Annotated in this window: 26 protein-coding genes; 7 read left to right on the top strand and 19 right to left on the bottom strand. The window is 69.5% G+C overall.

Annotated elements, in window-relative coordinates; all coding sequences use genetic code 11:
• Positions 1–42: 42 nt before the first annotated feature.
• Entirely contained in the window at positions 43–1,191 is a 1,149-nt protein-coding gene (locus ACZ6WH_RS18665; protein ID WP_469729514.1) for an FAD-dependent oxidoreductase, read from the bottom strand.
• A 190-nt stretch (positions 1,192–1,381) separates the two neighbouring features.
• Between ACZ6WH_RS18665 and ACZ6WH_RS18660 the strand changes: the two genes are divergently transcribed.
• The 4 genes from ACZ6WH_RS18660 (at position 1,382) to ACZ6WH_RS18645 (ending at position 3,908) form a co-directional block, all read left to right on the top strand.
• Positions 1,382–2,059 carry a TetR/AcrR family transcriptional regulator gene (locus tag ACZ6WH_RS18660; protein WP_469729513.1) on the top strand — a complete coding sequence of 226 codons (678 nt, stop codon included), beginning with the start codon at positions 1,382–1,384 and terminating at the stop codon, positions 2,057–2,059.
• A 151-nt stretch (positions 2,060–2,210) separates the two neighbouring features.
• A complete protein-coding gene (locus ACZ6WH_RS18655) occupies positions 2,211–2,528 on the top strand; it encodes a hypothetical protein (RefSeq protein WP_469729512.1) in 318 nt (105 codons plus the stop codon).
• Positions 2,529–2,756: 228 nt separating this feature from the next.
• On the top strand, positions 2,757–2,945 hold the full coding sequence (locus tag ACZ6WH_RS18650) for an ANTAR domain-containing protein (RefSeq protein WP_469729511.1): 189 nt from the start codon (positions 2,757–2,759) through the stop codon (positions 2,943–2,945).
• A gap of 303 nt (positions 2,946–3,248) precedes the next feature.
• Positions 3,249–3,908, top strand: coding sequence for a GAF domain-containing protein (locus ACZ6WH_RS18645; protein ID WP_469729510.1), 660 nt, complete (start codon positions 3,249–3,251; stop codon positions 3,906–3,908).
• A gap of 15 nt (positions 3,909–3,923) precedes the next feature.
• Here the strand turns inward: ACZ6WH_RS18645 and ACZ6WH_RS18640 are convergent, their stop codons facing one another.
• The 14 genes from ACZ6WH_RS18640 to ACZ6WH_RS18575 all read right to left on the bottom strand — a co-directional run bounded on the left by ACZ6WH_RS18640 (position 3,924) and on the right by ACZ6WH_RS18575 (position 17,063).
• On the bottom strand, positions 3,924–4,268 hold the full coding sequence (locus ACZ6WH_RS18640; protein WP_469729509.1) for a MerR family transcriptional regulator: 345 nt from the start codon (positions 4,266–4,268) through the stop codon (positions 3,924–3,926).
• Positions 4,269–4,682: 414 nt separating this feature from the next.
• Positions 4,683–5,000, bottom strand: coding sequence for an SCO5918 family protein (locus ACZ6WH_RS18635; protein ID WP_469729508.1), 318 nt, complete (start codon positions 4,998–5,000; stop codon positions 4,683–4,685).
• 133 nt (positions 5,001–5,133) lie between these two features.
• Entirely contained in the window at positions 5,134–6,627 is a 1,494-nt protein-coding gene (locus tag ACZ6WH_RS18630) for a DEAD/DEAH box helicase (protein ID WP_469729507.1), read from the bottom strand.
• A gap of 241 nt (positions 6,628–6,868) precedes the next feature.
• Entirely contained in the window at positions 6,869–7,072 is a 204-nt protein-coding gene (locus ACZ6WH_RS18625) for a cold-shock protein (protein ID WP_052865238.1), read from the bottom strand.
• 406 nt (positions 7,073–7,478) lie between these two features.
• Positions 7,479–8,120 (bottom strand): DNA alkylation repair protein, encoded by a 642-nt coding sequence (locus tag ACZ6WH_RS18620; protein ID WP_469729639.1) that lies wholly within the window; start codon positions 8,118–8,120, stop codon positions 7,479–7,481.
• Positions 8,121–8,325: 205 nt separating this feature from the next.
• Positions 8,326–8,703 (bottom strand): toxin Doc, encoded by a 378-nt coding sequence (locus tag ACZ6WH_RS18615; RefSeq protein ID WP_432863509.1) that lies wholly within the window; start codon positions 8,701–8,703, stop codon positions 8,326–8,328.
• A gap of 4 nt (positions 8,704–8,707) precedes the next feature.
• Entirely contained in the window at positions 8,708–8,959 is a 252-nt protein-coding gene (locus tag ACZ6WH_RS18610) for a hypothetical protein (RefSeq protein WP_432863506.1), read from the bottom strand.
• A 152-nt stretch (positions 8,960–9,111) separates the two neighbouring features.
• A complete protein-coding gene (locus ACZ6WH_RS18605; RefSeq protein WP_469729506.1) occupies positions 9,112–10,218 on the bottom strand; it encodes a serine hydrolase domain-containing protein in 1,107 nt (368 codons plus the stop codon).
• A gap of 44 nt (positions 10,219–10,262) precedes the next feature.
• Positions 10,263–11,207 (bottom strand): DUF6895 family protein, encoded by a 945-nt coding sequence (locus ACZ6WH_RS18600; protein WP_469729505.1) that lies wholly within the window; start codon positions 11,205–11,207, stop codon positions 10,263–10,265.
• A complete protein-coding gene (locus ACZ6WH_RS18595; protein WP_469729504.1) occupies positions 11,204–11,971 on the bottom strand; it encodes a hypothetical protein in 768 nt (255 codons plus the stop codon). The genes ACZ6WH_RS18600 and ACZ6WH_RS18595 overlap by 4 nt, the downstream gene beginning before the upstream one ends.
• 44 nt (positions 11,972–12,015) lie before the next feature.
• Positions 12,016–12,204, bottom strand: coding sequence for a hypothetical protein (locus ACZ6WH_RS18590; RefSeq protein WP_469729503.1), 189 nt, complete (start codon positions 12,202–12,204; stop codon positions 12,016–12,018).
• A gap of 212 nt (positions 12,205–12,416) precedes the next feature.
• Entirely contained in the window at positions 12,417–13,640 is a 1,224-nt protein-coding gene (locus ACZ6WH_RS18585) for a glycerate kinase family protein (RefSeq protein WP_469729502.1), read from the bottom strand.
• Positions 13,641–13,734: 94 nt separating this feature from the next.
• Complete coding sequence (locus tag ACZ6WH_RS18580; RefSeq protein ID WP_469729501.1) at positions 13,735–15,303, bottom strand: SLC13 family permease; 1,569 nt, start codon at positions 15,301–15,303, stop codon at positions 13,735–13,737.
• A 392-nt stretch (positions 15,304–15,695) separates the two neighbouring features.
• Entirely contained in the window at positions 15,696–17,063 is a 1,368-nt protein-coding gene (locus tag ACZ6WH_RS18575; RefSeq protein WP_469729500.1) for a (2,3-dihydroxybenzoyl)adenylate synthase, read from the bottom strand.
• Between the two features lie 383 nt (positions 17,064–17,446).
• On the opposite strand from ACZ6WH_RS18575, the gene ACZ6WH_RS18570 reads away from it, so the two are divergent.
• Entirely contained in the window at positions 17,447–17,908 is a 462-nt protein-coding gene (locus ACZ6WH_RS18570) for a DUF6314 family protein (RefSeq protein WP_469729499.1), read from the top strand.
• 98 nt (positions 17,909–18,006) lie between these two features.
• On the opposite strand, the gene ACZ6WH_RS18565 is transcribed toward ACZ6WH_RS18570, so the two are convergent.
• On the bottom strand, positions 18,007–19,197 hold the full coding sequence (locus ACZ6WH_RS18565; RefSeq protein WP_469729498.1) for a cytochrome P450: 1,191 nt from the start codon (positions 19,195–19,197) through the stop codon (positions 18,007–18,009).
• Between the two features lie 183 nt (positions 19,198–19,380).
• On the opposite strand from ACZ6WH_RS18565, the gene ACZ6WH_RS18560 reads away from it, so the two are divergent.
• Positions 19,381–20,055 carry a GbsR/MarR family transcriptional regulator gene (locus tag ACZ6WH_RS18560; protein ID WP_469729497.1) on the top strand — a complete coding sequence of 225 codons (675 nt, stop codon included), beginning with the start codon at positions 19,381–19,383 and terminating at the stop codon, positions 20,053–20,055.
• A gap of 76 nt (positions 20,056–20,131) precedes the next feature.
• On the opposite strand, the gene ACZ6WH_RS18555 is transcribed toward ACZ6WH_RS18560, so the two are convergent.
• Positions 20,132–21,238 (bottom strand): serine hydrolase domain-containing protein, encoded by a 1,107-nt coding sequence (locus ACZ6WH_RS18555; RefSeq protein WP_469729496.1) that lies wholly within the window; start codon positions 21,236–21,238, stop codon positions 20,132–20,134.
• Between the two features lie 186 nt (positions 21,239–21,424).
• Positions 21,425–22,096 (bottom strand): DUF4097 family beta strand repeat-containing protein, encoded by a 672-nt coding sequence (locus ACZ6WH_RS18550; RefSeq protein ID WP_469729638.1) that lies wholly within the window; start codon positions 22,094–22,096, stop codon positions 21,425–21,427.
• Positions 22,097–22,374: 278 nt separating this feature from the next.
• On the opposite strand from ACZ6WH_RS18550, the gene ACZ6WH_RS18545 reads away from it, so the two are divergent.
• Positions 22,375–23,118, top strand: coding sequence for a GbsR/MarR family transcriptional regulator (locus ACZ6WH_RS18545; protein WP_469729495.1), 744 nt, complete (start codon positions 22,375–22,377; stop codon positions 23,116–23,118).
• Positions 23,119–23,133: 15 nt separating this feature from the next.
• Here ACZ6WH_RS18545 and ACZ6WH_RS18540 read toward each other — a convergent pair whose 3' ends face one another.
• On the bottom strand, positions 23,134–24,123 hold the full coding sequence (locus ACZ6WH_RS18540; protein ID WP_469729494.1) for a helix-turn-helix transcriptional regulator: 990 nt from the start codon (positions 24,121–24,123) through the stop codon (positions 23,134–23,136).
• Positions 24,124–24,236 lie beyond the last annotated feature (113 nt).

The following is a 24,236-nucleotide window of genomic DNA, read 5'->3' as shown; positions in this document are numbered from 1 at the left end:
CGGCTGCACCCCAGAAACATGCACGCCCCCGCCCGCCCCGCTTCATCGACGCGACTGACCGTCACCCGGCTCGGTGTCGGTGAACATGTCGACGAGGCTGTACGGGGCGTTCTCGTTGAGGTAGAGCGGGAGCAGATGATCGGCCTCTGCGGCGGCTTCGGCACTGCGAGGGAACAGGGAGTTCTCGTACTCGGTGAGTGCGGCCTCGACGTCGTCGGGGTGAGCGGCGATGGCGCTGCCGAGTTCCGCGCCGTCGAACATGGCGAGGTTGGCGCCTTCACCGGAAGGAATCATCAGGTGGGCGGCGTCTCCGAGCAGGGTGACGCCCGGGACACGGTCCCACCGGTGTCCGCTCGGGAGCGCGTGGATGGTTCGCAGGACCGGCGTGGTCTCACCGTCGGTGAGGAGCGCAGTGATTTCCGGCGCCCAGCCGTCGAACTCCTCGGCGATGCGGGCCGTGGCAGCGCCAGCGTCGGCGAAGTCGATGCCGTCGATCCACCGCTGGTCCTTGTTGAGCTGGACGTAGGTGTGCAGCACTCCACCCGGTTCCCGGTGGGCGACGATGCCCTTGCCGGGCGCGAGCGCGAACATGGAACCGCCGCCGACCGCCTTCGCGCTCGCGGGATGGCGCTCGTCGCTGTCGAACAGGTACGTCTCGATGAAAACCGTGCCGACGTACTCGGGCTTCGCCTCCGACAGCAAGGGGCGCACGCGCGACCACGCACCGTCCGCACCGACCAGGAGGCCGGTCGTCAGGGTCGAGCCGTCGGCGAAGGTGAGTTCGTGCCGACCGTCACCGAGGCTCCGGATCGCGGTGACTTTCCGCCCCCATTCGACGGTGCCGGCGGGCAGCGAATCAAGCAGGAGCTGCCGCAGCCTGCCGCGGAGCACCTCAGGCCGTCCACCGTCGCCGTCGTCAGGCTGGTCGAACAGCACGGTGCCGTGTCTGTCGAGCACCCGCACCGCCTCACCGCCCTCGTGGATGAGGTCGATGAATTGGTCGAACAGACCGGCATCCTTGAGGGCGAGCTGCCCGTTGTGATCGTGGATGTCGAGCATGCCGCCCTGGGCACGGGCGGTCGGCGAGTTCTCCGCCTCGTAGACGGTCGCCGGGATGCCGTGTACGTGGAGGACGCGGGCGAGCGTGAGCCCTCCGAGTCCCGCGCCGATGATCGTGATTTCAGTGGTCATGGTGCTGCCCTTCTACGCGCGGACCGGCCGAGCGGATGCCCGGCAGGCCACCTCCGGAACCTCTGAGCCTGCGATGAGCCCCTGATGAGCCCTTGAACCTCTGGAACGACGTTCCAGCAGCTCCAGAGTGGAACGGCATTCCATGCATTGTCAAGGTGGAACGATGTTCCAGAGCGTCTAGACTGGAGGCATGGCAACCAGGGCACACCGTCCGGAACGACGGCAGGAACCGCTCTCCCGGGAGCGCATCGTCAGTGCCGCCGTGGACCTGCTCGACACGGTGGGTGAGCGTGGACTCACGTTCCGGGCACTGGGCGAGCGCCTCGCGACCGGGCCCGGAGCGATCTACTGGCACATCGACGGCAAAACCGAACTGCTCGACGCCGCCACCGACGCTGTCGTCGCCGCCACGATCGTCGGCGACGACACCGACATCGACACAACACCGCAGGATTCGATCCGCGCCCTCGCACTCGGCGTGTTCGATGCGATCGAGGCCCACCCGTGGGTCGGCACGCACCTTGCCCGCACGTCGTGGCACTCGCCGATGCTGCGGATCTTCGAACACATCGGACGCCAGGTCCAGGCGCTCCGGGTGCCCGAAGCCGCCCAGTTCACCGCGGCGTCCACGCTGAGGGACTACATCCTCGGGGTGGCGGGCCAGAACGCCGCCAACACCCGAGCGGTCCAGCCGGGCACGGACCGGGCCGAGTTCCTCGATGCGGTGGCGACCGCATGGACAGAACTCGACCCCGACCAGTACGCATTCACCCGAAGCGTCGCCGGGCAGCTGCGCCGGCATGACGACCGGGCGGAGTTCCTCGCCGGAGTCGATCTCATCCTCACCGGAATCACGGCACGCCAGTAACGGAACAGGGGGCAGACGACGGCCCAGATATCCGCCCAGCCGCGCATGCGCACATGGCAGGCTGTTGCTGTCCGGCGCGGACAGCGCTTCCACTCATCGGGTGCCGCGGAGGCCAACCGCGCCGGAGAGGGGCGGAAATGGGTAACGGGGAATGAGTAAGTGGTCAGCTGGTACGGCCCTGCCCGGCCTTGTGGTGGAGGTGGCGAAACGGCTGCGGGATGAGGCCGTGGAGGAACTGCCGTCGCTGCAATGGGCGGCGGAGCAATGCCGGACGGTGTTCGAGGTCCGGGCGGCCGGGGTGCTACTGGCGGATCGGGGCGGCGGGTTGCGGGTGGCGGCCGCGACCAGCCCGCCGGTGCGGGCGCTGCAGCGGCTGGCGACGGCCAGAGACCAAGGGCCGGGACCGGCGTGCTTTCGCCGCGGTGTGCTGGTGCTCGTACCCGAATTGCCGGCCGTACGAAGCAGGTGACCGCAGTACGCGAGTGCGGCGCGAGGTGCCGGGATTTGCTCGGTGGGCTCGTTCCCACTGCATGACCGGCGGGCCGGCGGCGGGCTGCTGGGCGTGTTGAACTTGTTCGACGTACTGCCCGGCCCGCTGCGTAGCCCGCCGGCGGCGGTGCAGGTCGTCGCGGGTGCTGCCGCTCTGGCCCTGACGCAGCGACGAGTTGCGAATCAACCCCCGCTCGGGGAGAGGAAGATGGGCCAGGACGTGCCCGGCCGGCTGCTGATCGAGCAGGCCGCGGGGGTCTTGGCCGAACGATGGCAGAGCGACGTAACCATCGCTCTTGAGGCACTGCGCAAGCATGCCCGAAGGCAGCAGATGCCGCTCGCCGTGGCTGCCAGGGCAGTCCTGGAGGGAGGGCCCGGCACCGTCCCGCCGGCTTGATCGCTCAGCCCTGCCGCGATGGGTTCCGTGCTGACCGCGAGATGGGTTCCGTGCTGCCATGCAATGGGTTCCGTGCTGCCACGACGGGCAAGGAACAGCGTCGGCCCCTTGATCTTTACCGACGTCGCGGGGCACCCTTGCCTGCTTGGCGGGCCACCCCCTGCCTGCTTGCCTGCTTTCGTACCGGGGCCCGAGGTCGCAGGCCCCCAGGCCTGGAGGACACTGGGCCCACGCCTTCACGCCGCATCCCGCACCTTCCGCTGCCGCCACCGTCGGCAGGCAGCACTGGCCGAGAGAGTGACCGTGACAGACAAGCACCGCAGGGCAGACCCGATGGCGGATTGCCTGGAGCAGATCACCGCCGACGCCCTGCCACTGGACCAGTGTGCCCGCGCCCTGGGGCTGGACGGCCTGGCACTTCTCCTGAGCCATACGGAGGGCATGGTGCCCGAGCCGGTGCTGATCCACGGCCGGCTGACCGAGCTGCTGGAGGACGTTCAACTGGTCTACGGCCAGGGCCCCGGCGACGACGCCGTGCGGTACGGCCGCCGCGTGCTGGTTCCCGACCTTGCCGCCCTGCCGCCGGGCCCATGGCCAGGCCTCGTAACAAGCATCCAACAACTCGGCATCAGCGCGGTCTTCGCCTTCCCGCTGCTCCTGGGCGGCATGGCCATCGGAGCACTCACCGGCCACCGCACCACAGCAGGGCCCATGTCCCGCCGTCAGCTGACCGACGCCCGCACCCTGGCCGAGGGCGCCGCCCGGGCCACCTCACGCGAGCCCCACTGGCTCACCGAATCGCCCCTCCCCTTCGCCGCAGCCCACCAGGCAGCCGGGGCGCTCGCCCAACGCCACGGACTCTCACCCGACCATGCCTGGCTGCTCCTGCGCAGTCAGGCCCTGGCCCACGACCAGACCTTGCTGGAAACCTCCCATGCCGTCCTCCGCGGCCACCTTCTCTGAGCGGTCGCTTCGCGATCAGGCAGGGGTCTCCGGCTGCGGGCCGGTGGCGCGGGCGCGCAGCTCTTCGTTGATGCGCTGGGCCTCTTCGAGCTGGTCTTCCAGGATGATGATGCGACAGGCCGCTTCGATCTGGGTGCCGGTATCGACGAGTTCGCGAGCGCGGGCAGCGATACGCAGCTGGTAGCGGGAGTAACGGCGGTGGCCGCCTTCGGAACGCAACGGCGTGATCAGGCGGTGCTCGCCGAGGATGCGGAGGAAGGCGGGGGTGGTGCCGAGCATCTCGGCGGCCCGGCCCATGGTGTAGGCGGGATAATCATCGTCGTCGAACTTGTCGGCGACGTGGGTACTGCGAGGGGGCATAGACCTCTTCTTTCGGGGACACGTACGGGGGGCCAGGGCGCCATGGCGGCACCTTGGCCCCGAGCGTTCAACACCATCTGCCACTCCGCGGCCCGCGACACCCGGTGGGTGCCTCCTTGCGGCTCCCGCTCCGCTTCGCTGCCGTGCGCTCTTCACGTTCTGGAGTATGAACTGGAGTATGAAACTCTCTGAAGTACGGAACGGACGCTACACCTGGCGAACGCTCATGTCTACTGTGAACACGGCAGGTTTTCTACAGGCATCAGCGCTGATTTTCTGTCTCCGCCGGGTCGCGAAGATGCCCCTGCGGTGAAAAACCAACGCACTGAGGGCTCGACCGGCGTGGCCGGTCGAGCCCTCAGTGCTGCGTAAACCGCGTCAGTGCGTCATCCGCGTGATGTCGACTTGCGGCTCTCATGCCTCCGGCGCGCGGGGGATCCCGAGCATCGCCGAAGCCCGCTGGATCGGACTCGTGGTGTCCTCGCGGAGTTCCGCCTGGGCAATGCTGGAGCAGGTGAAGCCGAGCCGGGTCATGGCCCGGACCACTTCGCCGGCGCTGAAATCACGGCGGTCCTGCTTGGTGATCACCGCACCCACCTGCTTGACGGGGTAGGTGCGGCGGCCGATGATCACGGTCTCGCCGGTTGCCGGTTCGGGCTCAATGCCCTTCATCGACTCCAGCACACCGTTCTTGGTGAGGTCGAAGGGGAAGCGGGCGATGATGCAGCGCATGTTGCCTCACAGAGAAGAGGAAGCGGTCCGAACAGGAGAGGCGGTGCAGCGGGAAGAGGCGCGTGTACCCCGTTCCTGAATCAGCATCAAAGAAGCTCCTGCGGTGGTGGTGAGCTTGCTGATCACGAAGGATTCAGGCCGCCACGCCGGTGGTGGAGGACGCCGAAGGGCCGCGCCGGGTCTGCGAAGCGGGGCGGCGCCGGCCACGGGAGGCGGACCCGCGCTTGGGGCGTTCGGCCACGGGTGCGGCGATGACGACCGGGACTCCGGAGGGCGACTGAGCGCCGGTGATGCGGTTCAGCGCCGCTCCGCCCGAGCGGACCTGTGTGGTCTGCGGGGTGATGCCGGCGGCCGCCATCAGACGGCTCATGGTGCGGCGCTGCTTCGAGGTGACCAACGTGACCACGCTGCCGGACTCACCGGCGCGGGCGGTGCGCCCACCGCGGTGCAGATAGTCCTTGTGGTCGGCCGGCGGGTCGACGTTGACGACGAGGTCGAGGTTGTCGACGTGGATGCCGCGTGCCGCGACGTTCGTTGCCACAAGCACGGTGACGTGGCCGGTCTTGAACTGTTCCAGCGTGCGAGTGCGCTGGGACTGGGACTTTCCGGCGTGCAGGGCGGCGGCACGTACACCGCTGTTGAGAAGGTGCTTGGTCAGGCGGTCGACGGTGTGCCTGGTGTCCAGGAACATGATCACCCGGCCGTCGCGGGCGGCGATCTCGGTGGTGACCGCGTGCTTGTCGGCGCCGTCGATGTGCAGCACATGGTGCTCCATCGTGGTGACAGCACCGGCGGAGGGGTCGACGGAGTGGACGACGGGGTCGTCCAGGTAGCGGCGGACCAGCAGGTCGACGTTGCGGTCCAGGGTGGCGGAGAACAGCATCCGCTGGCCATCGTGGCGCACCTGGTCGAGCAGCGCGGTGACCTGCGGCATGAAGCCCATATCGGCCATCTGGTCGGCCTCGTCCAGCACCGTGATGCCCACCTGGCTCAGCCGGCAGTCGCCGCGCTCGATGAGGTCCTTCAGCCGCCCGGGGGTCGCAACGATGATCTCCGCGCCACCGTGCAGTGCACGGGCCTGCTTGCCGATCGACATACCACCGACGATGGTGGCCAGCCGCAGCTTCACCGCGCGGGCGTACGGGGCGAGCGCGCTCGTCACCTGCTGTGCCAGCTCACGCGTCGGTACGAGAATCAGCCCCAGCGGCTGGCGGGGCTCGGCGCGCTGTCCGGCCGTGCGCGCCAGCAGCGCCAGTCCAAAGGCGAGAGTCTTGCCGGAGCCGGTACGTCCGCGGCCCAGTACATCGCGACCCGCAAGAGAGTTCGGCAGCGTCGCCCCCTGGATCGGGAACGGTACGGACACTCCCTCCGAGCCGAGTGCGGCGAGCAGCTGCTTGGGCATGTCCAGCTCAGCGAAGCCGTTCACGGCAGGCAGCGCCGGGGTCACGGTCTTGGGGAGTGCGAACTCTCCCTGGCTCGCGACGGGCCGGCGGCTCTGACCGCCGGAACGATTCGACCCGCCGGAACGGCCTCCTCCCGACGTACCGAATCGACTGCCGCCCCTCCTGGGATCGGCGCCGCCGTTGCGGGAGCGAGCAAAACGGTCGTTCGTGCGTGTGCGGTTCATGAGGAACCTTCCTCGATACGGCACACATCAAGAAATCTCGCAGCGGTGGAGCGGCGTGGAGAATTGCAAGAATGAGCCGAGTGGAACGCGAAAGCGAATCTCGCCGACGGAAATGCCGCAGGAGCGTAAGTTTTTCTTCGGTGGCGTGTCCCGAATGCGACGGCGGCGCGGAAAAAGCCTTGCAGCTGGGGCCCGCACCCCGAAGGATGCGGGCCCCAGCTGCAAATATACGCCGTCAGCGTCAGGCGGAAACGATGTTCTCCGCCGTCGGGCCCTTCTGGCCCTGCGCGATGTCGAAGGTCACCTTCTGGCCTTCGCGCAGCTCACGGAAGCCCTGGGCAACGATGTTCGAGTAGTGGGCGAACACGTCGGCGCCACCGTCCTCCTGCTCGATGAACCCGAAACCCTTTTCGGCGTTGAACCACTTCACGGTACCAGCGGCCATGTCATTTCTCCTTTGGGGCAGTGCACCGGCATCCACAGTGCGCGAATGCCATGTCGCCGCGATGATCACCCCGACCGGAAAAGACCGGAAGTACAAAAGTGCTCTCCGCCGGCCGACAGCCGACTGGAGGGCACTTGAAGTTTTGGGAACCACAACTGCAACTGACACCAACAGTAGCACGCTGCGATCGTCCCGGTACGTCGGCGAAAACCGCTCCGCCTGTTACGGCAAAAATGCTGCTCGCGCAGGCAGCCAAATTCTCATCCGGCGAGCACAGATATTGATTGCCCGGAGGCCCATGTTCGGGAAGAGGTCGCCGGTACGTCCGGCGCCGGGAGTCGGCGTGGTGGCAGCCCCGGCACCGGTGCACAGCGTTGACCAGCGTCTGTGCGCCGATGAACACCGTCTATCCCTGCTGCCGGCGCACCATCTCGGTGATCCAAGTGGGCGCGAACGGCGACGTGCAGCCCGGGGAGGTCGGGTAGTCCTTGAGCACCTCCAGGCGCTCGCCAATGCCGATGGCACGGGTGCGGTGCTCGGGGTGCGCGATACCGATCTGCGCCAGGCAATGGTTCATCGCCCACTGCAGGCGGTCCGGGGCGTCCTTCATCTCCGCCTCGATCACGTCGAGCAGTCCGGAGAGGTCGGGGCCCTCGGATTTCTTCGCCACGCGTTCGGTGGTCAGCGCCCAGCCGGCACTCGCGACCACGGGATCCGGATCGCCGAACCAGGCCAGGCGCAGCTCTTCCGCGTGCGGGCTCTTCTTCACCACGTAATTCACGAGCCAGTCGTGCACTTTGGGTGTGCGCGCCTCGCGCACCATGGTGTCCAGCTCGTCACGCGCGAACGCCTTCGGGCGGCAGATCAGAAGCGCCAGCAGCCTCGCCGCGGTGTCGTCCGTCTCCCAGAGCCGGCACGCGAGCTCCTGCTGCGTCTTCAGCCGCTTCGCGAGCGCACGCAGTTTGGTGAGGTTCACACCGTGGTCGTCACCGTGCTTTTCGTTCACCGCACGGACCTTCGGGTCCTCGAGCGCGGCCAGCTCGGCCATCACCTCAGCGACCGTTGTCCCGGTCGACGCCGCCTCGGCCACCTCAGCCTCCCGTCTCTCACATGCGGGATTCACCCACGTGCGGGGGTTCACCCTACGACGGAAGCCGACCGCCGGTCGTACACACCGCTTCGGCTCGCGCATCATCACCGGAGGCTCAGAGGTCTCGGCGCCCAGAGGTCTCGGCGCCCAGAGGTCTCGGTGCTCAGATGCGCCAGGCCCGGATCCGCTCGGCTGCCGTGAAGACGTCGCAGCCGCCGGTGAGCAGGTCTTGCGCAAGGGTGACGAGGTCGCCGTAGGGCGGGTCGATGCCCTCCCCCGAGGCGTGCATGTACGCGAGTGTGATCGCACAGGCGTAGCGGACGTTGTACGCCGGCAACGCCTTGAGGAGCAGCAACGTCTGGAAGAGGGCGGCCGCGCGCCAGGCGGGGTCGGAGTCGATGCCGAGCCGGGGTGGGTCGACGCGGTGGCGGGCGACGGCGGCCACCAAAGCGGAGAAGTCGGAGACCGTGGTCTGCTCGGGCAGGGCGGCTTCGTACTGCTGGAGCAGCCAGCGGACATCTATGTGGAGTACAGGCGCCATGGGGTTAGGCGGCCCGGCCCTTCGGGCCCGCGGTCGGGCCGTCGTCGATACCGGCGGCCGCGATGGCCTCGGCCAGCGCGGGGTCCGCAAAGCGACGCTGGAATTCCTGCGCGGCGGTCTTGCGGGCGCGGTGCTGGGCGATCGCGTCGGCCGTGGCGGAGCGTACGAACGCCTTCATCGGCACGCCGGTCTCCTGAGCGATCTCCCGCAGGTCCGCGAGGTCCTGCTCGGGGAAATCCACGTTGAGAGCAGACATGCCCCAACGGTAGAGCTCCGGTACCCCGACGGCAAGGCCCCCAGCTCAGAGGCCATGGCCAGCGGTACCTGAACCAGTACCTCATGCCCTGGGTCCGGTCAGGCGGGCCACGACCGGTGGCCCGGTGAGGCATCGGCTCCCTCAGCGCTCATTCAGCCCCTGGGGAGCAGGCTCAGCAGGGCCTCGTATGCCCGCTGGATCAGGTGGTTGCCGTGGCCCGGGGCGCAGTTGGCGAGTGCTACCAGTGCGGTGTCGTGTGCGGGGCTGAAGCCGGCGAATGCCGTGCAGCCGCGGGTGCCTCCGGAGTGGTGGTACAGGAGGGAGCCGTCGGGACGAGTGCGGGTGTTCCACAGCAGGGCGAGGCCGGTGCCGTTCGGCAGCGTGAGGCGGGGGCGGGTGACGTCAGCGAGCGCCGTCCGCAGAGGTGCCGGAGTGGCAGTGGGTACGGCGTCACCGTGAGAGAGCAGCAGTGCCCTGGTGAGGGTGAGGAGGTCGCGCGCGCTGGAGCGGACGGCTCCGGCGGCCGGCAGGCCCGGGATGTCGAACGGCGGGCGGGGGCGGCCCCGCCAATAGCCCGTGGCTGCGGCGCGGGGAGTCGGACCGGGCGTGCAGTTCGTGTGGTGCAGGGCGAGCGGCCCGAGGATCCGCGCGGCCAGTAGTTCCTCGTACGGCAGGCCACCGGCGGCGGCACACATCGCGTGGCCGAGGAGGCCGACACCGAAGTTGGAGTACCGCACACGTGTGCCCGGCCGGGACCGCAGCCGGGTACGGGCGAGGGCGTCGAGGAGGTCCGCGCGGGTGAAGTCGGCGTAGGGGTTGCTCAGGAGCCGGGGCAGGGCGGTGCGCAGCAGTCCGGGTGGCAGGCGGGGCAGACCGGAGGTGTGGGTGGCCAGGTGAAGCAGCGTGATGGCGGTGCCGCCGGCGGGGAGGTGCGTGCCTGCGGGCAGGTAGTGGGCAGCGGCATCCCGGAAGGCCACTTCGCCGCGGGCCTTCTGCTCGGCCAGGAGCAGGGCGGTGAAGGTCTTGGTGAGCGAGCCGACTTCGAAACGGGTGTCCGCCGTTGCGGGGTGGTCGCCGTGGTGTGTGGTGGTTCCTGTCGCCACGACCGCCTGCTGCCCGGCGCGGTGGATGCCCACGGTGACGGCGCCGGCGTCCGGCGCGGCGGACAGCAGTGCGCGTACCGCGTCCTGCCCGACGGGGGACGGCCCTACGAGCGACTGCCCGCCGAGTGGGTCCCCGGCGGGGCCTTCGGACGTCACGCGCGACGGGTCGTGCGTATCCGGTGGCGTGCGCGGCGCTGCCGTCATGAGGACGGGTGGTGCGGCTCGTCCAGTACGCGGGTGAGGGCGAGCGTGCCGGCGATGACGGCCACGATGGTGGGGTGCTGGTGCGCATCGAAGCGCTGAGCGGGATCGTCCTCGACGGCCTTGTCGTCGCGGGGCACCATGCCGTCCTCGTACTGGACGTCGGCCAGCCGCTGCCAGTCGTCGGGATCGGTGTGCGGCGTGGGCAGGCAGTTTTCGACGATCATCAGCTCGGCCATCAGGTCCCACTGGCCGGTCTCCGCCCAGATGTCTATCCACACGGGCAGCCAGTTGGCCAGGTAGCCGGCTATGGGGGTGGGCAACGCGCCGGGTATTCGTCCCCAGTCACTGAGGTGAAAGGCGGTGTGGGTCACCGAGTAGCCGGTCATCCAGTCGATGTGCCAGGGCTCGGGGGTGTGGCCGAGCCAGGTGGCCTCGGTCATGGCGGTCCAGTCGCTCCCCTGGTTCCCTTCACCGTCGTGGGTCAAGCCGGCGACGCGGGCGGAGTTGGCGACTCCCAGGCGCCGGTTGGGCACCAGTTCACCGGCGCGTGTGGAGCGGAGCGCCATGGTGTGGGCGGCAAGCTGTTCCAGCTGCGCGTTTCGGTACCCGCCTCGTACGAAGTGGGCGTAGGTCTCCAGCGGGTCGGTCATCAGGGGGTGGCGCAGCAGCCGCTCGTACAGCAGCCGCCCCTCCCCCAGCTGCTCCCAGCAGAATTCCAGGAGTTCGCGCGCGAGGGCGAGCTGCGAGGATCCGGCCGCGCCGCTGCGCAGGACGAGCGAGGTGGCGAGTGCTGTCTCGCCGACGGCCTTGTAGGCATCGGCGTCATCGATGAGGTCGGGGCCGGGCAGGTCGGTGAGCGCGCCGTACTGTCGATTGGCGTGCAACCAGCCCAGGGCCCGGGAACTGACGGCGTGCGCCGTCTGCGTCACATCGGTGGTCACAGCGGTTCCTCCCTCAGCAGTTCCCGCGCGATCGCGGTGTCGAGTGCGAGGCGTCCGCCCACGCCCAGCAGCGTGAGGTGCTGGGTGAACGGCACGGGGTCGAGCGGCAGGGGTACGCCCTCGTGGTGCAGCCAGGCGAGCCAGCGGGCGAGGCGTGCGGCGGTGGGGAAGTCGCGTCGCAGCATCGAGCGGCAGGCGCCGCGGGCCAGGCCCGTCACGCCGGCCCGGGCGGACGCATGCACCGGTCCGTCCAGCCCGGGCAGAGCCAGCGGTGCCAGTGCGGCCATCCGTACCGCCCAGGGCACCCAGCCCTCGCGGGCGGTCTCATCGGGGTCGGTGTCTTCCGGACCGGCGACTGCGGGGTGCCGGCGCGGAAGGGCGTCGTCGCAGGCAGGAGGCGCTTCGGGGAGCGGAGCGGTGTGCGCCGAGGAGTGGCCGGGGGCCACCCGGGCAAGCGCGGCGACCAGACCCCAGTCGGTCCACGCCCGCAACCACGGTGCTTCGGGGCCTCCCGGCGGTGGGGGCGGCGCCGGACGGGCCGGGGGCAGCGCCGAGAGGGCGAGATCGATGACGTACGACTCCTCGTCCGGCAGCGCCCACTGCCGCAGTACGTACGGTGCGAGCACGTCGGCGCCGAGAATGCGCACTGCCCCGAGGGCGACCGCTGTATCTCCTTCGGACTCCGCTGCCGCTTCCTCCACATAACCCGCGGCCACGCCCGTGCTCTCGACGCCCTCCAGGGCGTCGAGAGCACGAAGCGCCAAACGGTCGGCGGATTCGCGGTGCGCAGTCCGTGACCGCTGGGGAATCACCGGCGGTTCGGGTCCTTCGGCTCCTTGGGCGAAAGAAGCAGCCCGAGCAGCAGCAGGCCGATGCCGCCACCTTCCGGCGAGGGGACAGGAGCGTCGCTCAGCGGCGCCTCAGGCTGCGCCGCGACCGCCTCCAGGGTTTCCCCATCGAGGGTCAGACCGGTTGTGCGAACGGTTTGGGAAAGCATCTCGGCTCCCTCCAACAGACTCCATCACCCGTCTGGGCAACAGTTCGACTGTATGCACACAAACACGCCCATTCAGGGTTGAAGTAGGCCGGACGAGTGAACAGGGCGGCGGTGACCAGGGACGGAGGGGGCAGTGGGGCCGGTGGAGGCCCATCGCAGTCGGACGACCACTTGCCATTGCCCGGCCATGACGGCTGGTGGTCGCTACCTCCTCACCCCGCGGTGGGCGCCGGCCGGCTGCCGGCCGCTGGAGGCAGGGGGTCGCCGACGAGGGGCGAGGGTTCGGTGAGGCGGGTACCGATCAGGACCATGCGGAGGGCCTGTTCAGCGGCATCGGCAAGGAGCGCGGCGGTACTGTCCATGGCTTCGCGTCGGGACATGGGACCGGAGAGGATGCAGGCGTAGGCGTCGATGCCGACCGGGTGGGTCTGCGCGGCGCCGTGGCCGATGATGCCGGCCAGCGCGATGACCTGCTTGCCCAGCCGTTTGGCGCGGCGGGCGACTTCGGCCGGGATCTTGCCGCGCGGAGTCTGATGGTCGAGCGCTCCCTCCGCGGTGATGACCAGGTCGGCCAGGGCAAGTTGGGCGTCCAGTTCCGCGTAGCCCGGGAGGACGTCGAAGCGGGGCAGCAGCCGGGCGCCGAGGACGGCCGCCAAGCCCGCGCCGAGCCCACCGGAGGCCCCTCCGCCCGGCATTTCTCGTACGTCCGTACCGCATCGGCGTGCCAGCAGCGCGGCCCAGTGGTCCATGGCCGAGGCCAGTTCTTCGACCTGGGCCGCCGTAGCGCCCTTTTGCGGCCCGAAAGTCCGGGCGACGCCGGCTTCACCGGTGAGGAGGTTGTACGGATTGCAGGCGACGAAGATCTCCGTACCGGTCAAACGTACGTCCAGGCCGTCGAGTTCCAGCGTCGAGGCGCGGAGCAGCCCGCTGCCGCCCGCAGGAACCTGGTGGCCGTCGGCGTCGAGCACGCGGGCGCCCAGGGCGGTCAGGGCGCCCGCGCCGCCGTCGCAGGTTCCCGAATCTCCACAGCCCACCACGATCCGTTCGCAGCGCTGGTCGAGGGCGGCACGGATCAGCTCCCCGACCCCGAAGGTGGTGGTGCGGCCGGGGTCGCGGGCGTCGGCGGGGACGAGCGCAAGCCCGGCCGCGGCGGCCATTTCGACGACAGCGGTCAGCGGACCCGCGCCGCCCAGGACGGCGATGTGCGAGGAGACGGCCTCCCCGGTGGGTCCGGTGACCGTCACCGGTACCAGCTTCCCGCCACTGGCGGCGGCCAGCGTACGGGCGGTGCCCTCGCCGCCATCGACCAGAGGGACTGCCGAGACGCAGGCGCCGGGCAGCACGCGCTGGATACCGGCGCTGATCGCCGCACCGACCGCTTCGACGGCCAGGGATTCCTTGAAGCCGCTGGGAGCGACCAGAACTCGCAAGAACATGAGTCTTCCCGTTTCCTCAGCGGCGGTCCCGGTCAGGGCCGCCATCCTGTACGCGCGCCTTGTACACGCGCCGCGGTGTGTTCAGCGCATGTGTTCAGCGCAGGGGCAGGCCCAGCCAGGGCCAGATGGTCAGGGCACAGCCGACGGTCACCGCGGCGGTGGCGGGGCCGAGCCAGGCCGACAGACGCAGCAGATCCCGCTCGCCGAAGACCGAAGGGACGCCGCTTTGGGCGAACAGGGCAAGGGGCTTGGCCGAAGCGATCGTGGTGTGACAGAACCCGGCAGCGGCGGTGGAGGCGAAGGCCAGTGCGGCTGGTTGCAGGCCCGCGGTCGAGGCCAGTGGGATGACCAGCGGCACCAGCACCGACGACCGCGCCGAGCGCGACTGGAGCATCAGATGAGAGGCCGCGCTGACCACGACGACAACCACCAAAACCATGCCCGGGCCTGCGGCAGCGGGGAAGAACAGCGAGGTGAGCCAGTCCGCCGCTCCCGAAGAGGCCAGTGCGCCCCCCAGCACGGTGGTGGTCACCATGAACAGCAGCAATGACCACGGAACCGCGTCGAGGGCCGCCGACATACCGATGGTGCCCCACTTGGGCGCGGTGATCATGACCGCGCCGGCCAGTGCCGTGACGGCGGGCGGGATGCCGTGCAGGTACTCGGTGCACCACAGGGCCATGACCACGAGCAGAATCGCGGCGGCGCGGGCCTGGTCGCGTCCGAGCCGTCCCCATCGGCCCAGCCGTCCGGGGGGCCGCGACTGCTGTTCGCCCCCTGCTTCGCCGACCGTTTCGCCGGACGAGTCACCGGACGATTCACCGGCCGCCGAAGAGTCATCACGCAGACGTACCAACGGGGCGCGGCGCTCCTCCCGGTCGGTCATCGTCCGCAAGAGTCCCTCCGTGGCCAGGTGAGAGCAGATCAGTGCGAACGGCAGTCCCAGCACCAGCCACCGCACGTAGCTGATGCCGCCGCCCGTCGTGCCGGCCAGTAGCTGGCTGGTGATCAGATGGGCGCCCGCGCCGGTCAGGGTGGCCATGGCCGACAGCAGCACCACCGTGGGGAACAACAGGGACAGCGCGCGTACGACGGTGACGCGCTCCTGCACGGAGGCGGCCAGCGCCACGAAGACGGGGAGCACCAGGGCCGCCCGGCCCGCGGTGGCCGGAAGAGCGAAGGCCGTCAGCACCAGCACTGCCGCCACCAGGTGGAACAGCTGCCGCACCGTACGGGCGCGGGAGCACAGGGCCAGCGCCACGCGGGCCGGTAGGCCCGTTGCGCCGATACCCGCCGCCAGGACGAAGGCGGCGATCAGCAACCACACAGTCTCGTTCCCGAGCCCGGCGAAGAGCCGCGCCGGCGCCACGACACCGGCGACCACGAGCATCAGTACGGCGACCAGTCCGACGAAAGTGGTATCGCCCCGGCCCGACACCCACGCCACGGTGGCCCCGGCGAAGACCGTCAGCGCGATCGCCGCCGGCGCGGGCGGTCCCGCGCCCGACCAGACGATGACCAGTGCGGCGGCCACTGCCAGCAGGACGCCCGCCCACACGATGGCGGGCAACTGCCTGCAGAGTCCGGCCAGCGCTGTGGTCGCCCTGCCGGCGGCCCCGGGGGCCTGCAACAGCAGACACATTCGCTTGTACAGCTCTTGCACGATGGGTTTCCCTGGTCGGTCCCGGTGTGATGCCGAGCAGCGGCCAGCGATACGGACCCCGTCATGACAGGCGTGGCAGCAGAGCCGACGAGCCGGCCCCTGCGGTAGCGCCTGGCAAGCGGGCCGACCGGCCGGAGCCGAGCACGGCGCGTACGCCATGGCGGAGGCCGGCACAGTGCCGGTGACCGGCACCGGCGCGAGAACGACCGCACGCCGGTCCTGTCCATCTGACCTCCCACAACAACCGGTATCACAATCCGACAATTACGACATCAGTGATCGTGGGCATCGTTCCCGCTCCGCTCCCCGATGCCTCCCCGGTTCACCCAACCGCCACCGATTGACACGAGGCAGCAGCCCTGCAGCGCCCCCTGCAGCAGCCTTGGCCTGCGTCAACGGACGTCGTTGAGACGGCCGGTCACCACCAGGCCGCCGTCGGGGGTGCGCCGCGCGAGCCGACCGGTACGGAGGTAGCCGTCGGCGGTGAAGGCGCGTGCGTTCTTGTCGTGCGCCCGGTAATAGCCTCGCGGGGTGTACGGCCCACGGGCGAGGAGTTCGCCGGGCTCCCCCTCGGGCACGTCCTTGCCGTCGACGTCGACAAGGCGGATCTCATCGTCGGGCGAGAGCGGGCGGCCGTGCGCGGCGAGCACGGTCTCGTCCGGGTCGGTCGGCAGGGTGAAGGTGAGCAGGCCCTCCGCCATGCCGAAGACCTGTTGCAGACGGCAGCCGCCCAATCCTGGACCGATCCGTTGGGCGGTCGCCGGGGGCAAGGGCGCGCCACCGGCCTGTACGAGCCGCAGGCTGCTCAAGTCGCGCACGTCGGCCTGGACGGTGGGCAGTGCGTCGAGCCAGAGCTGAGCGACGGCCGGCACCACCGATGTGAGGGTGACCCGCTCGCGCTCGATGACCGCGAAGCATTCGGTGGGATCCGGGCTCTCGACGAGTACAACGGTGCCGCCGGCGGAGAGAGTGCCGACGATGCCGGGGCAGCCTAGGGCGAAGTTGGACTCGGCGGGCAGCGCGGCGAGGTACACGTCACTCCCGGCGAGCGACACCAGTCCGGCGGCGGCCCGCGCCTGGTAGGCGTAGTCGTTGTGGGTACGAGGAATGAGCCTGGGCGCCGCGGTGGTATCGCCGGAGAGCAGGAAGAAGGCCACCTGGTCGGCAGTCTGCGCGAGTCCCCGCTCGGGCGGGGCGTCGACGGATTCCAGCGGGAAGTAGTGGCAGCCCGACGTGTCGACCGCCATCCCGCCGTACGGCGACGAGGCTCCCGGCGGCTCGTAGGTGAACACCCTTCGCAGGAAGGGACCTTGGGTCGCAATGTCCGCCGCCATGGCCGTGTGGTCGAAGCCATGCCGTGTCGAGGGGCCGACGTAGCCGGCGGCCTCGGCGGTCCGCACGAGGTGGGACACCTCGGCGGCGCGGTGCGAGACCGGACAGAGCACGGGGATCGCGCCGGTGCGCATCAGCGCGAACACGGTGATGACGAACTCGGGAACGTTCGGCAGCTGGACGACGACCCGTTGCCCGGGCCTGAGGCCGCGCAGCCGGAATCCGGCAGCCATGCGGTCCACGCGCCGGTTCAGGTTCGCGTACGTGACGCGGGTGCCGCCGTGTACGAGCGCGGTCCGCGGTCCGTACTCCAGGGCCCAGTCGCGCAGCAGGTTGTCCAGCGTACAGCCACGCCAGTGCCCGGCCGCCCAGTAACGGTCGACGAACTCCTCCGGCCAGGGCGTACAACCGTCGAGCATGGATGCCATTCGCTTACCTCTGCGCCGGTTCCCGAACCGGAAACCGTGCGGGTCGTGATGCGCCGCGGCGGGGCAGGGCGGCGATCTCGACACATGACCCCGCTCCCAGAACCGGGGAGCAGCCCGCCGTCGTGATCCTTGGCAGTCCAGACCCTCAACGCCCCCATGCGCAATGCGCTTTCCCCACCATGGACCCCGGCTACGCTCAGCAGAACATCCAACGAGCACGATCGTTCAGTTGGCACGCGGTCGATCGGTACGCAATCGGTCACCCGGCGCGTGGATGTCCGGTGGGTTGTAGCCGTCGTGGTCCTTGAGGGCGTGCGCACGTCCGTCTGCATGGGAGGAGGGGTACGGGCTGCCGCCCGTGTGCCGAGTGAGAAGCTGGGGGCATGACCTCATCCGATCCCGGCGTCCGGGCCGTACCCGATGCGCTCGCCTACCTCGCAGGCAACTGGAGCGTGGAGCGTGAGCTGTACGCCGGTGAACACGTCGGCCACTTCTCCGGACGGGCCGAGTTCCGCACCGACGACGCCGATGACGTCGACGACGGGTGGCTGCACGTGGAGGAAGGCGTCATGGAATGGGACGGCGCACGGCGGGACGCCAGCCGAACCCTCCGGATGACGCCGCTCCCGGACGGCTCCGCCGAGGTGTCCTTCGCGGACGGCCGTCCCTTCCACACGCTGGACCTGCGCCGCGGCCACTGGACGGCCGTGCACCAGTGCGCCGCGGATCGCTACGAAGGCACCTTCACCGTCCTGTCACCGGACGAATGGCACCTGCGCTGGGAAGTCCACGGCCCCGCCAAGGACCAGCTCCTCGTCTCGGTCTACCGCCGCGCCGGTACGTGAGGGCCCCTCGCAAGCCGCTCACGTCACACCGGTCCGCTCCCCCACCTCCTCATCCCCGTCACCCCCTCGCCCCCGACTCGCTCGCGGTCACACGTGGGTCACACGTCCCAGGTGACCGGGAGGCTCTTCACCCCGTAGATGTCCGCGGCCTCCGGGCGCAGGCTGACTTCTTCCGCCGGTACGGCCAGGCGCAGCGTGGGGAAGCGGCTCAGCAGCGCGGAGAACGCGACCCGCATCTCGACGCGGGCGAGCTGCTGCCCCAGACACTGGTGGACGCCGTGACCGAAGGCCAGGTGCCCGCCTTCCTGCCGCTGCAGGTCGAGCGCATGGGGATCCGTGAAGCGCTCCGGGTCGCGGTTGGCGGTGTTGTACGACAGGACGACCGTCGTGCCGGCCTTGATGGTCTGGCCGCCCAGCTCGACGTCTTCCAGGGCCGTCCGCCAGAACTGCTTGGCGACGCTCAGGTACCGCAGCAGTTCCTCCACGGCCCGGTCGGCGAGCGCAGGGTCTGAGCGCAGTGCGGCCAGCTGGTCCGGGTGCTGGAGCAGCGCGAAGGTGCCCAGCGCCAGCATGTTCGCGGTGGTGTCGAACCCGGCCGACAGCAGAATCAGGCCGATCCCCTTCAGCTCCTCATCGGTCAGGTCGCTGTCCGTGAGGTCGCTGAGCACGTCGTCGGTGGGGTTCGCACGCTTGGCGACCACCAGCTCCGCGAGGTAGTTCTGGACCGCGGCGTAGGCCGCCATCAGGTCCTCGTCACTCGTCTCTCCGTTCATGAACGAGTCGATCTGCTCCTGGAAGGAGCCCCGGTCCTCGTACGGCACGCCCAACAGCTCGCATATGACGATGGCGGGGATGGGCTTGGCGAATGCGGTCACCAGGTCCGCCGGCGGCCCGGTCTTCTCCATGGCGTCCAGACAGTCGGCGGTGACCTGCTCCACGCGCTCGGTGAGCAGGCGCATGCGCCGTACGGTGAACTTGCCCATCAGCGGCTTGCGGTAGCGCCGATGCTGCGGGTCGTCCATGAGGAGGAACTCGCCGGGCGGCGCCGGCGGAATCTCGAAGTCGACCACGTTCAGCAGCTCCTTGCGCGCACTGAACCGAGGGTCGGCAAGGACCGACCTGACCATGTCGTATCCGGTGACCAGCCAGCCGGGCTTCCCACCGGGGTGGGTGAAGCGGCTGATGGGACCGTGTCGGCGGGCATCGAGCAGTTCCGCCGGCGGGTCGAAGGGGCAGCCGGACTGACGCACCGTCGGCATCGTCGGGACGGTGTGGACGGATTCACCCATGACCATTCCTCATTTCGCGATAGTACGCGTTTGGGATTACTTGAAAGCTACGTTGCGTTCGGAGGGCCGTCAATCCACTAAAGACCCTTATCCCAGCTAGCAGGCGGTAAATTGATGCAATGACGCTGAGCTCGAATGCAATGATGCGTTGCAATGGATGGCGGCGAAGGCAATACTGACGGCATGCCAGGAGGACGGTTGACCCAGCAGGAACGCCAGCGCATCGCGGCCGGGCTCGCCGACGGACTCTCGTACGCCGAGATCGCCAGGCGGCTCGACCGGCCGACCTCGACGATCAGCCGGGAGGTCGGACGCAACGGCGGCGCCGGTGGCTACCGGCCCCAGCATGCGCACCGGGCGACGGTTCAGCGGGCCCGGCGTGGCACGCCCACTCCCCCACGCGGTGCCGGGCCGCCGGCCGGCGCGGTGGAAGAGGAGATCATTGAGCTGGCGGTCAGGTCGGGACTGCCGAGAATGACAGCGCGGGTGCATGTCGACCTGTTGCTGTCCGAGGACGGCAGGCGCACCGCGGCCGAGCTGACCCGCAGGCTGCAGGTGAGCCCGGCCTCCGTCTCCGTGGCTGTCAACTCCCTGGTGGAGCAGGGTTATGTCCGGCGCGAGCACGATCCGCAGCGGCGCCGCGACATCTACGTCATCGACGACAACGCCTGGTACAACTCGATCGTCATCAGCGCGCGGCACACGCTCGAATCGGCGCAGGCCGCGCTGGCGGCGGCGGAGACGTTCGGGCTCGGCACGCCCGTGGGACAACGGATGGCCAAGGCGGGGACATTCCTGGAGCGGGTCATCACGGACATGCTGGAGTCCGCCGACCGCTGGCGCCCTCTCCTGGCCTGACGGGCCCGCCTGGCCTGACGGGCCCGCCTGGCCTGACGGGCCCGCCTGGCCTGACGGGCCTCGCCTTGCCCGTCCGTCAACCGCTGAACACCGCTTTGATGAGCCTGTCCAACGCCTCCTGGATCACCACTGCCGGGTTGGACTCGGCATCGCCGGTCGTCAGCCCCGCGGTCAGGGTCTTGCTGCCATCGGGCGTGCTGATCATCAGCGCGCCGTAGCCCCCTGGGGCGCCGCCGTTGTGGTGGACGATGGTGCCGCCGTGGTCCGGACCCAGTTCCTGTACGAACAGCCCCAGACCGTAACCGAGTTCACCATGCGGCTTGAGCATCTCGGCCAGCAGCCGGTCGGGCAGCAGCTTGCCGCCCAGCAGCGCGGAGAAGAACGTGTGGAGGTCCTGGGTGCTGGAGATCATGTCACCCGCGCCGGCCAGCAGGGAGGAGTTCTGCCGGCTGACGTCGACCACCTTCCATTCGTCGCCGTCCTGGTAGCGGTAGTAACCGTGGGCGTGCGGCCCGGGGAGCTCCGGCGAGGTGCCCGGCACCACGGTGTCCCGCAGCCCGAGCGGCCGCAGGATCCCCCGTTGCATCTCCTCGGCGTACGAGCGGCCGGTGACCTGCTCGATCAGCAGCACGGCCAGCGTGTAGTTGGTGTTGGAGTAGCTCTGACCCGCCCCCGGCTCGAACCGCACCGGCTTGGAGAGCGCGAACCGCACGAGCTCCTCCGGCCGATGGGTGCGGAGCCGGTTCTCCACCCACTCCTTGCCCATCGAGGGGATACCCGGCACGAACGTCCCGTCGGCGTCGAGCTCGCCGGTGTAGCTGTACAACCCGCTGGTGTGCTGCAGCAGCATCCGCACCGTGATCCGCCGGTCCAGCCCGAGCCGGGGCAGATGGTCGGCCACCGGATCATCCAGTCCGATCGCGCCGTCGGCGACCAGTCGCAGCACCAGGGTCGCGGTGAAGGTCTTGGTGGAACTGCCCACCCAGAAAAGCCCGTTCGTCTGCGGCTTGGCGTCCTCGCCCAGCTTGCGCACCCCGGCGCTGCCGACCCACTCGCCCCGCTCGTCGTGCACCCGCATCTGCATGCCGGCGAACCCGGCATCGACGAACTCCTGGATGGCCTTCTGCAGCTCCGGACGGTCCTGCCCGCTGCCGTTCTCGACGGTGTGAAGGGCTTCACTCATGGTCTTTCCTCATCTCTCAAAGGGACGTATTCGGTGCGGATGGAGAGCGCAACGGCGGCCACCGCGACTCCCCACGGCCTTGTTGCCGTGGGACTTCTGTTTTCGGGCTTGGGGCTTGGGGCTTGGGAGTTGCGCAGCCCGTTCACCGTGATGGCCGGGGTTGGGTATCGGTCGTGAGGGTGTTTCTCAGAGGCTGCGGGCGGTGATGTCGCCGTGGGCGGTGGTCGCGTGGATGTTCAGTCCGGCGGCGGCGCCGTCGGTGTTCTTGAGCGTGTTGTGGATCCGGCCGTAGGAGGTGCCGGCGTCGAGCGCGGCGGAGACACAGCGGGCGGCGCCGACCGAGATGTCGCCGGCCTCGGTGCGCAGGGTGACCGCGCCGCTCACGGCCTCGGCGATGCGGATGTCGCCCTTTGCTGTGGTGACCTCCGCGGGCCCGCCCAGGCGGCCGACCGAGATGTCGCCCGCGAGGAGGGCGAGGCGGACACTCTTGGTCTCATCGAGCTTGACCGAGCCGTGCGCGCCTTCGAAGGTGACGTCGCCGAGCCGTCCCACGCCCCGGAATTCGGCGCTGGCCGCCTTCGCCTCGACGCGGGAGCCGGCGGGCAGTTGGACGGTCACCTCGATGGATCCGGAGGGGCCGAGGATCCGGTTCTTCGGCGCCGGGGCCTCGATCCGCAGGACGCCTTCGCGGTACGCGACCTCGATCTGCTCCGCCGCCTTCACGTCGCGGCTCTTCGAGGCGTCCGCCGGCAGGACCTCGACCGTGGTGTCGGCCCGGTCGGCGGCGATGAACCGGACGCGCCCCGCGGGGATGTCCAGGACGGCGGCCACCGGGGCCGGAGTGTCGAACTTCTGGATCGTGCTCTGCTTCGTCTGCATCGTGTGCTCCTTCGGCTCCTGTTTCCGACCTGTTTCTGATATTGGAAACGCTACGTTGCATTCACAGATCAAGCAATACTGTTATTGCGAACAACCGCTATTTACGCAGCTCATCGCCCGTATTTCGTTGCAACAGCACGGAGGGTAACGCAATAGCCACCACCCATTCGTTGCAATGAATGAGAAGTGAACGCTATGCTGCACAGCCGGCGCTCCTGAGACACCAGGAGCCACTAAGGGCGACGAAGGAGACGGCGATGCCGGGAGGCAGGCTCAGCCAGCAGGAACGCCAGCAGATTGCCCTGGGGCTGGCCGATGGCCTCGCCTATGCGGAGGTCGCCAGACGTCTCGACCGCCCCACCTCGACCATCACACGCGAGGTGATGCGCAACGGCGGCCCCACCGCCTACCGCGCCGATCTCGCCCACCGCGCCACCCAACACCGCGCCCACCGGCGCAGGCAGGCCGCACCCCGGGGCGCCAAGGTTCCCGAACAGGCCCATGGCCGCGATGCCGAGGCGGTGCGCGAGTACGAGGAGGCCTTCACCACCGTCCTCATACAGACGGGCTCGCCCAAGATGATGGCCCGGGTGCTGGCCTGCCTCTGCATCAGCGACGCGGGGAGCCTCACCGCATCCGAACTCGCCCAGCGCCTGCAGGTCAGCCCGGCGTCCATCTCCAAAGCGATCGCATACCTCGAGAACCAGGGTCTCGTCCGCCGGGAACGCGATGACAGCCGCCGCGAGCGCTACGTAGTCGATGACGACGTCTGGTACCAATCCATGCTGGCCAGCGCCCGCGGCACCGCCCACGTCGCCGAAACCGCACGACAGGGCGTCAGCATTCTCGGCTCCGGCACCCCGGCGGCCGTCCGCCTCGAAAACATCGCCCGCTTCGTCGACTTCGTCTCCGAGAGCATCATCAGCGCCGCGGACCAGGCCCGCGACGTCCTGCACACAAAGCCCGAAACGGCCTCGGACAGCGCGACCAGCGCCACTTGAGCGCCGTTCAGGCCGTCACTCCTCCAGGTCCGGCACCGGCGAGACCGTCGCGCCGGCCGACAGCAGTTTCTCCGCCAGCACACGGCAGCGCCTCCCCAGTTCCGGAGGGTCGAGTACCTCGAAGTCATGCCCCAGCAGGAGCACGTGCATGAGCACGGCATCAAGGCTGCCGCCCCCGCTGAGTACCTCGCAGCGCTCGCTCCCCCGCCCTCGTACGACGGCTGCCGACGCCGGAATCTGTGCGCGTACCGTGTCGGCCGACGCGTGCACGAGAAAGCGCGCCTGGTGCGGGTAGACCCGGCTGGCCACCCCCTCCTGCACGTACGCCGCCGCGTCCGGCGCCGCGCGCGGGCGGAAGCGCCAGGTCCGTGCGGACACCTCGGTCATCCGGTCGAGACGGAAGCTGCGCCAGTCGTCGCGTTCGAGGTCGTAGGCGAGGAGGTACCAGCGCCGGTCGGAGGCGACCAGGCGATAAGGCTCCACCCGCCGCTGTCGCACCTCGCCCCCGGAGGGATAGCCAAAACCGGCCTCGGTCTCGTCGCGGCAGGCTCTGGCCAGCGTCATCAGCACCTCGGGGTCGACCGGCGCGCGGCCGGTACCGAAGAACTCCACCGAGCCGGAGAGCGTGCGCACCTCGTGCCGCAGCCTGGTGGGCAGCACCCGGTCGAGCTTGGTCAGTGCGCGGAGCGCGGCGTCACCGGCGGCCGCACCGCCCGCATGGGCGAGCAGCGAGACCGCGGTGGCGATCGCCTCTTCGTCATCGAGCAACAGCGGCGGCAGGTCCTGCCCGGGACCTGGCTGATAACCGCCGCCGACCCCCTGGCTGGCCTGCACCGGATAGCCGAGGGCACGCAACCGCTCGACATCACGCAGTACCGTGCGCGGCGTGACCCCGAGCCGCTCGGCGAGTTCGGGACCCGTCCAGACCTGGCGCTGCTGCAGCAGCCCGAGCAGAGCGAGCACCCGCTCCGTCGTCCCCCGCTCCTCACCACTCCCCACATCCATGCCCGTCACCCTGCCAGAAATAGCGGACCGATCCTGTCCGCTAGAGGTGTCACAGTGGGCCCTGCCCGTGGCTTTCCGCTGCGCGGCCTCTCCTTGCACGCGCCCCCCGCTAC

The organism is Streptomyces sp. NPDC050806, assembly GCF_055586425.1.
This window is presented reverse-complemented; position numbering and strand designations above follow the sequence as displayed.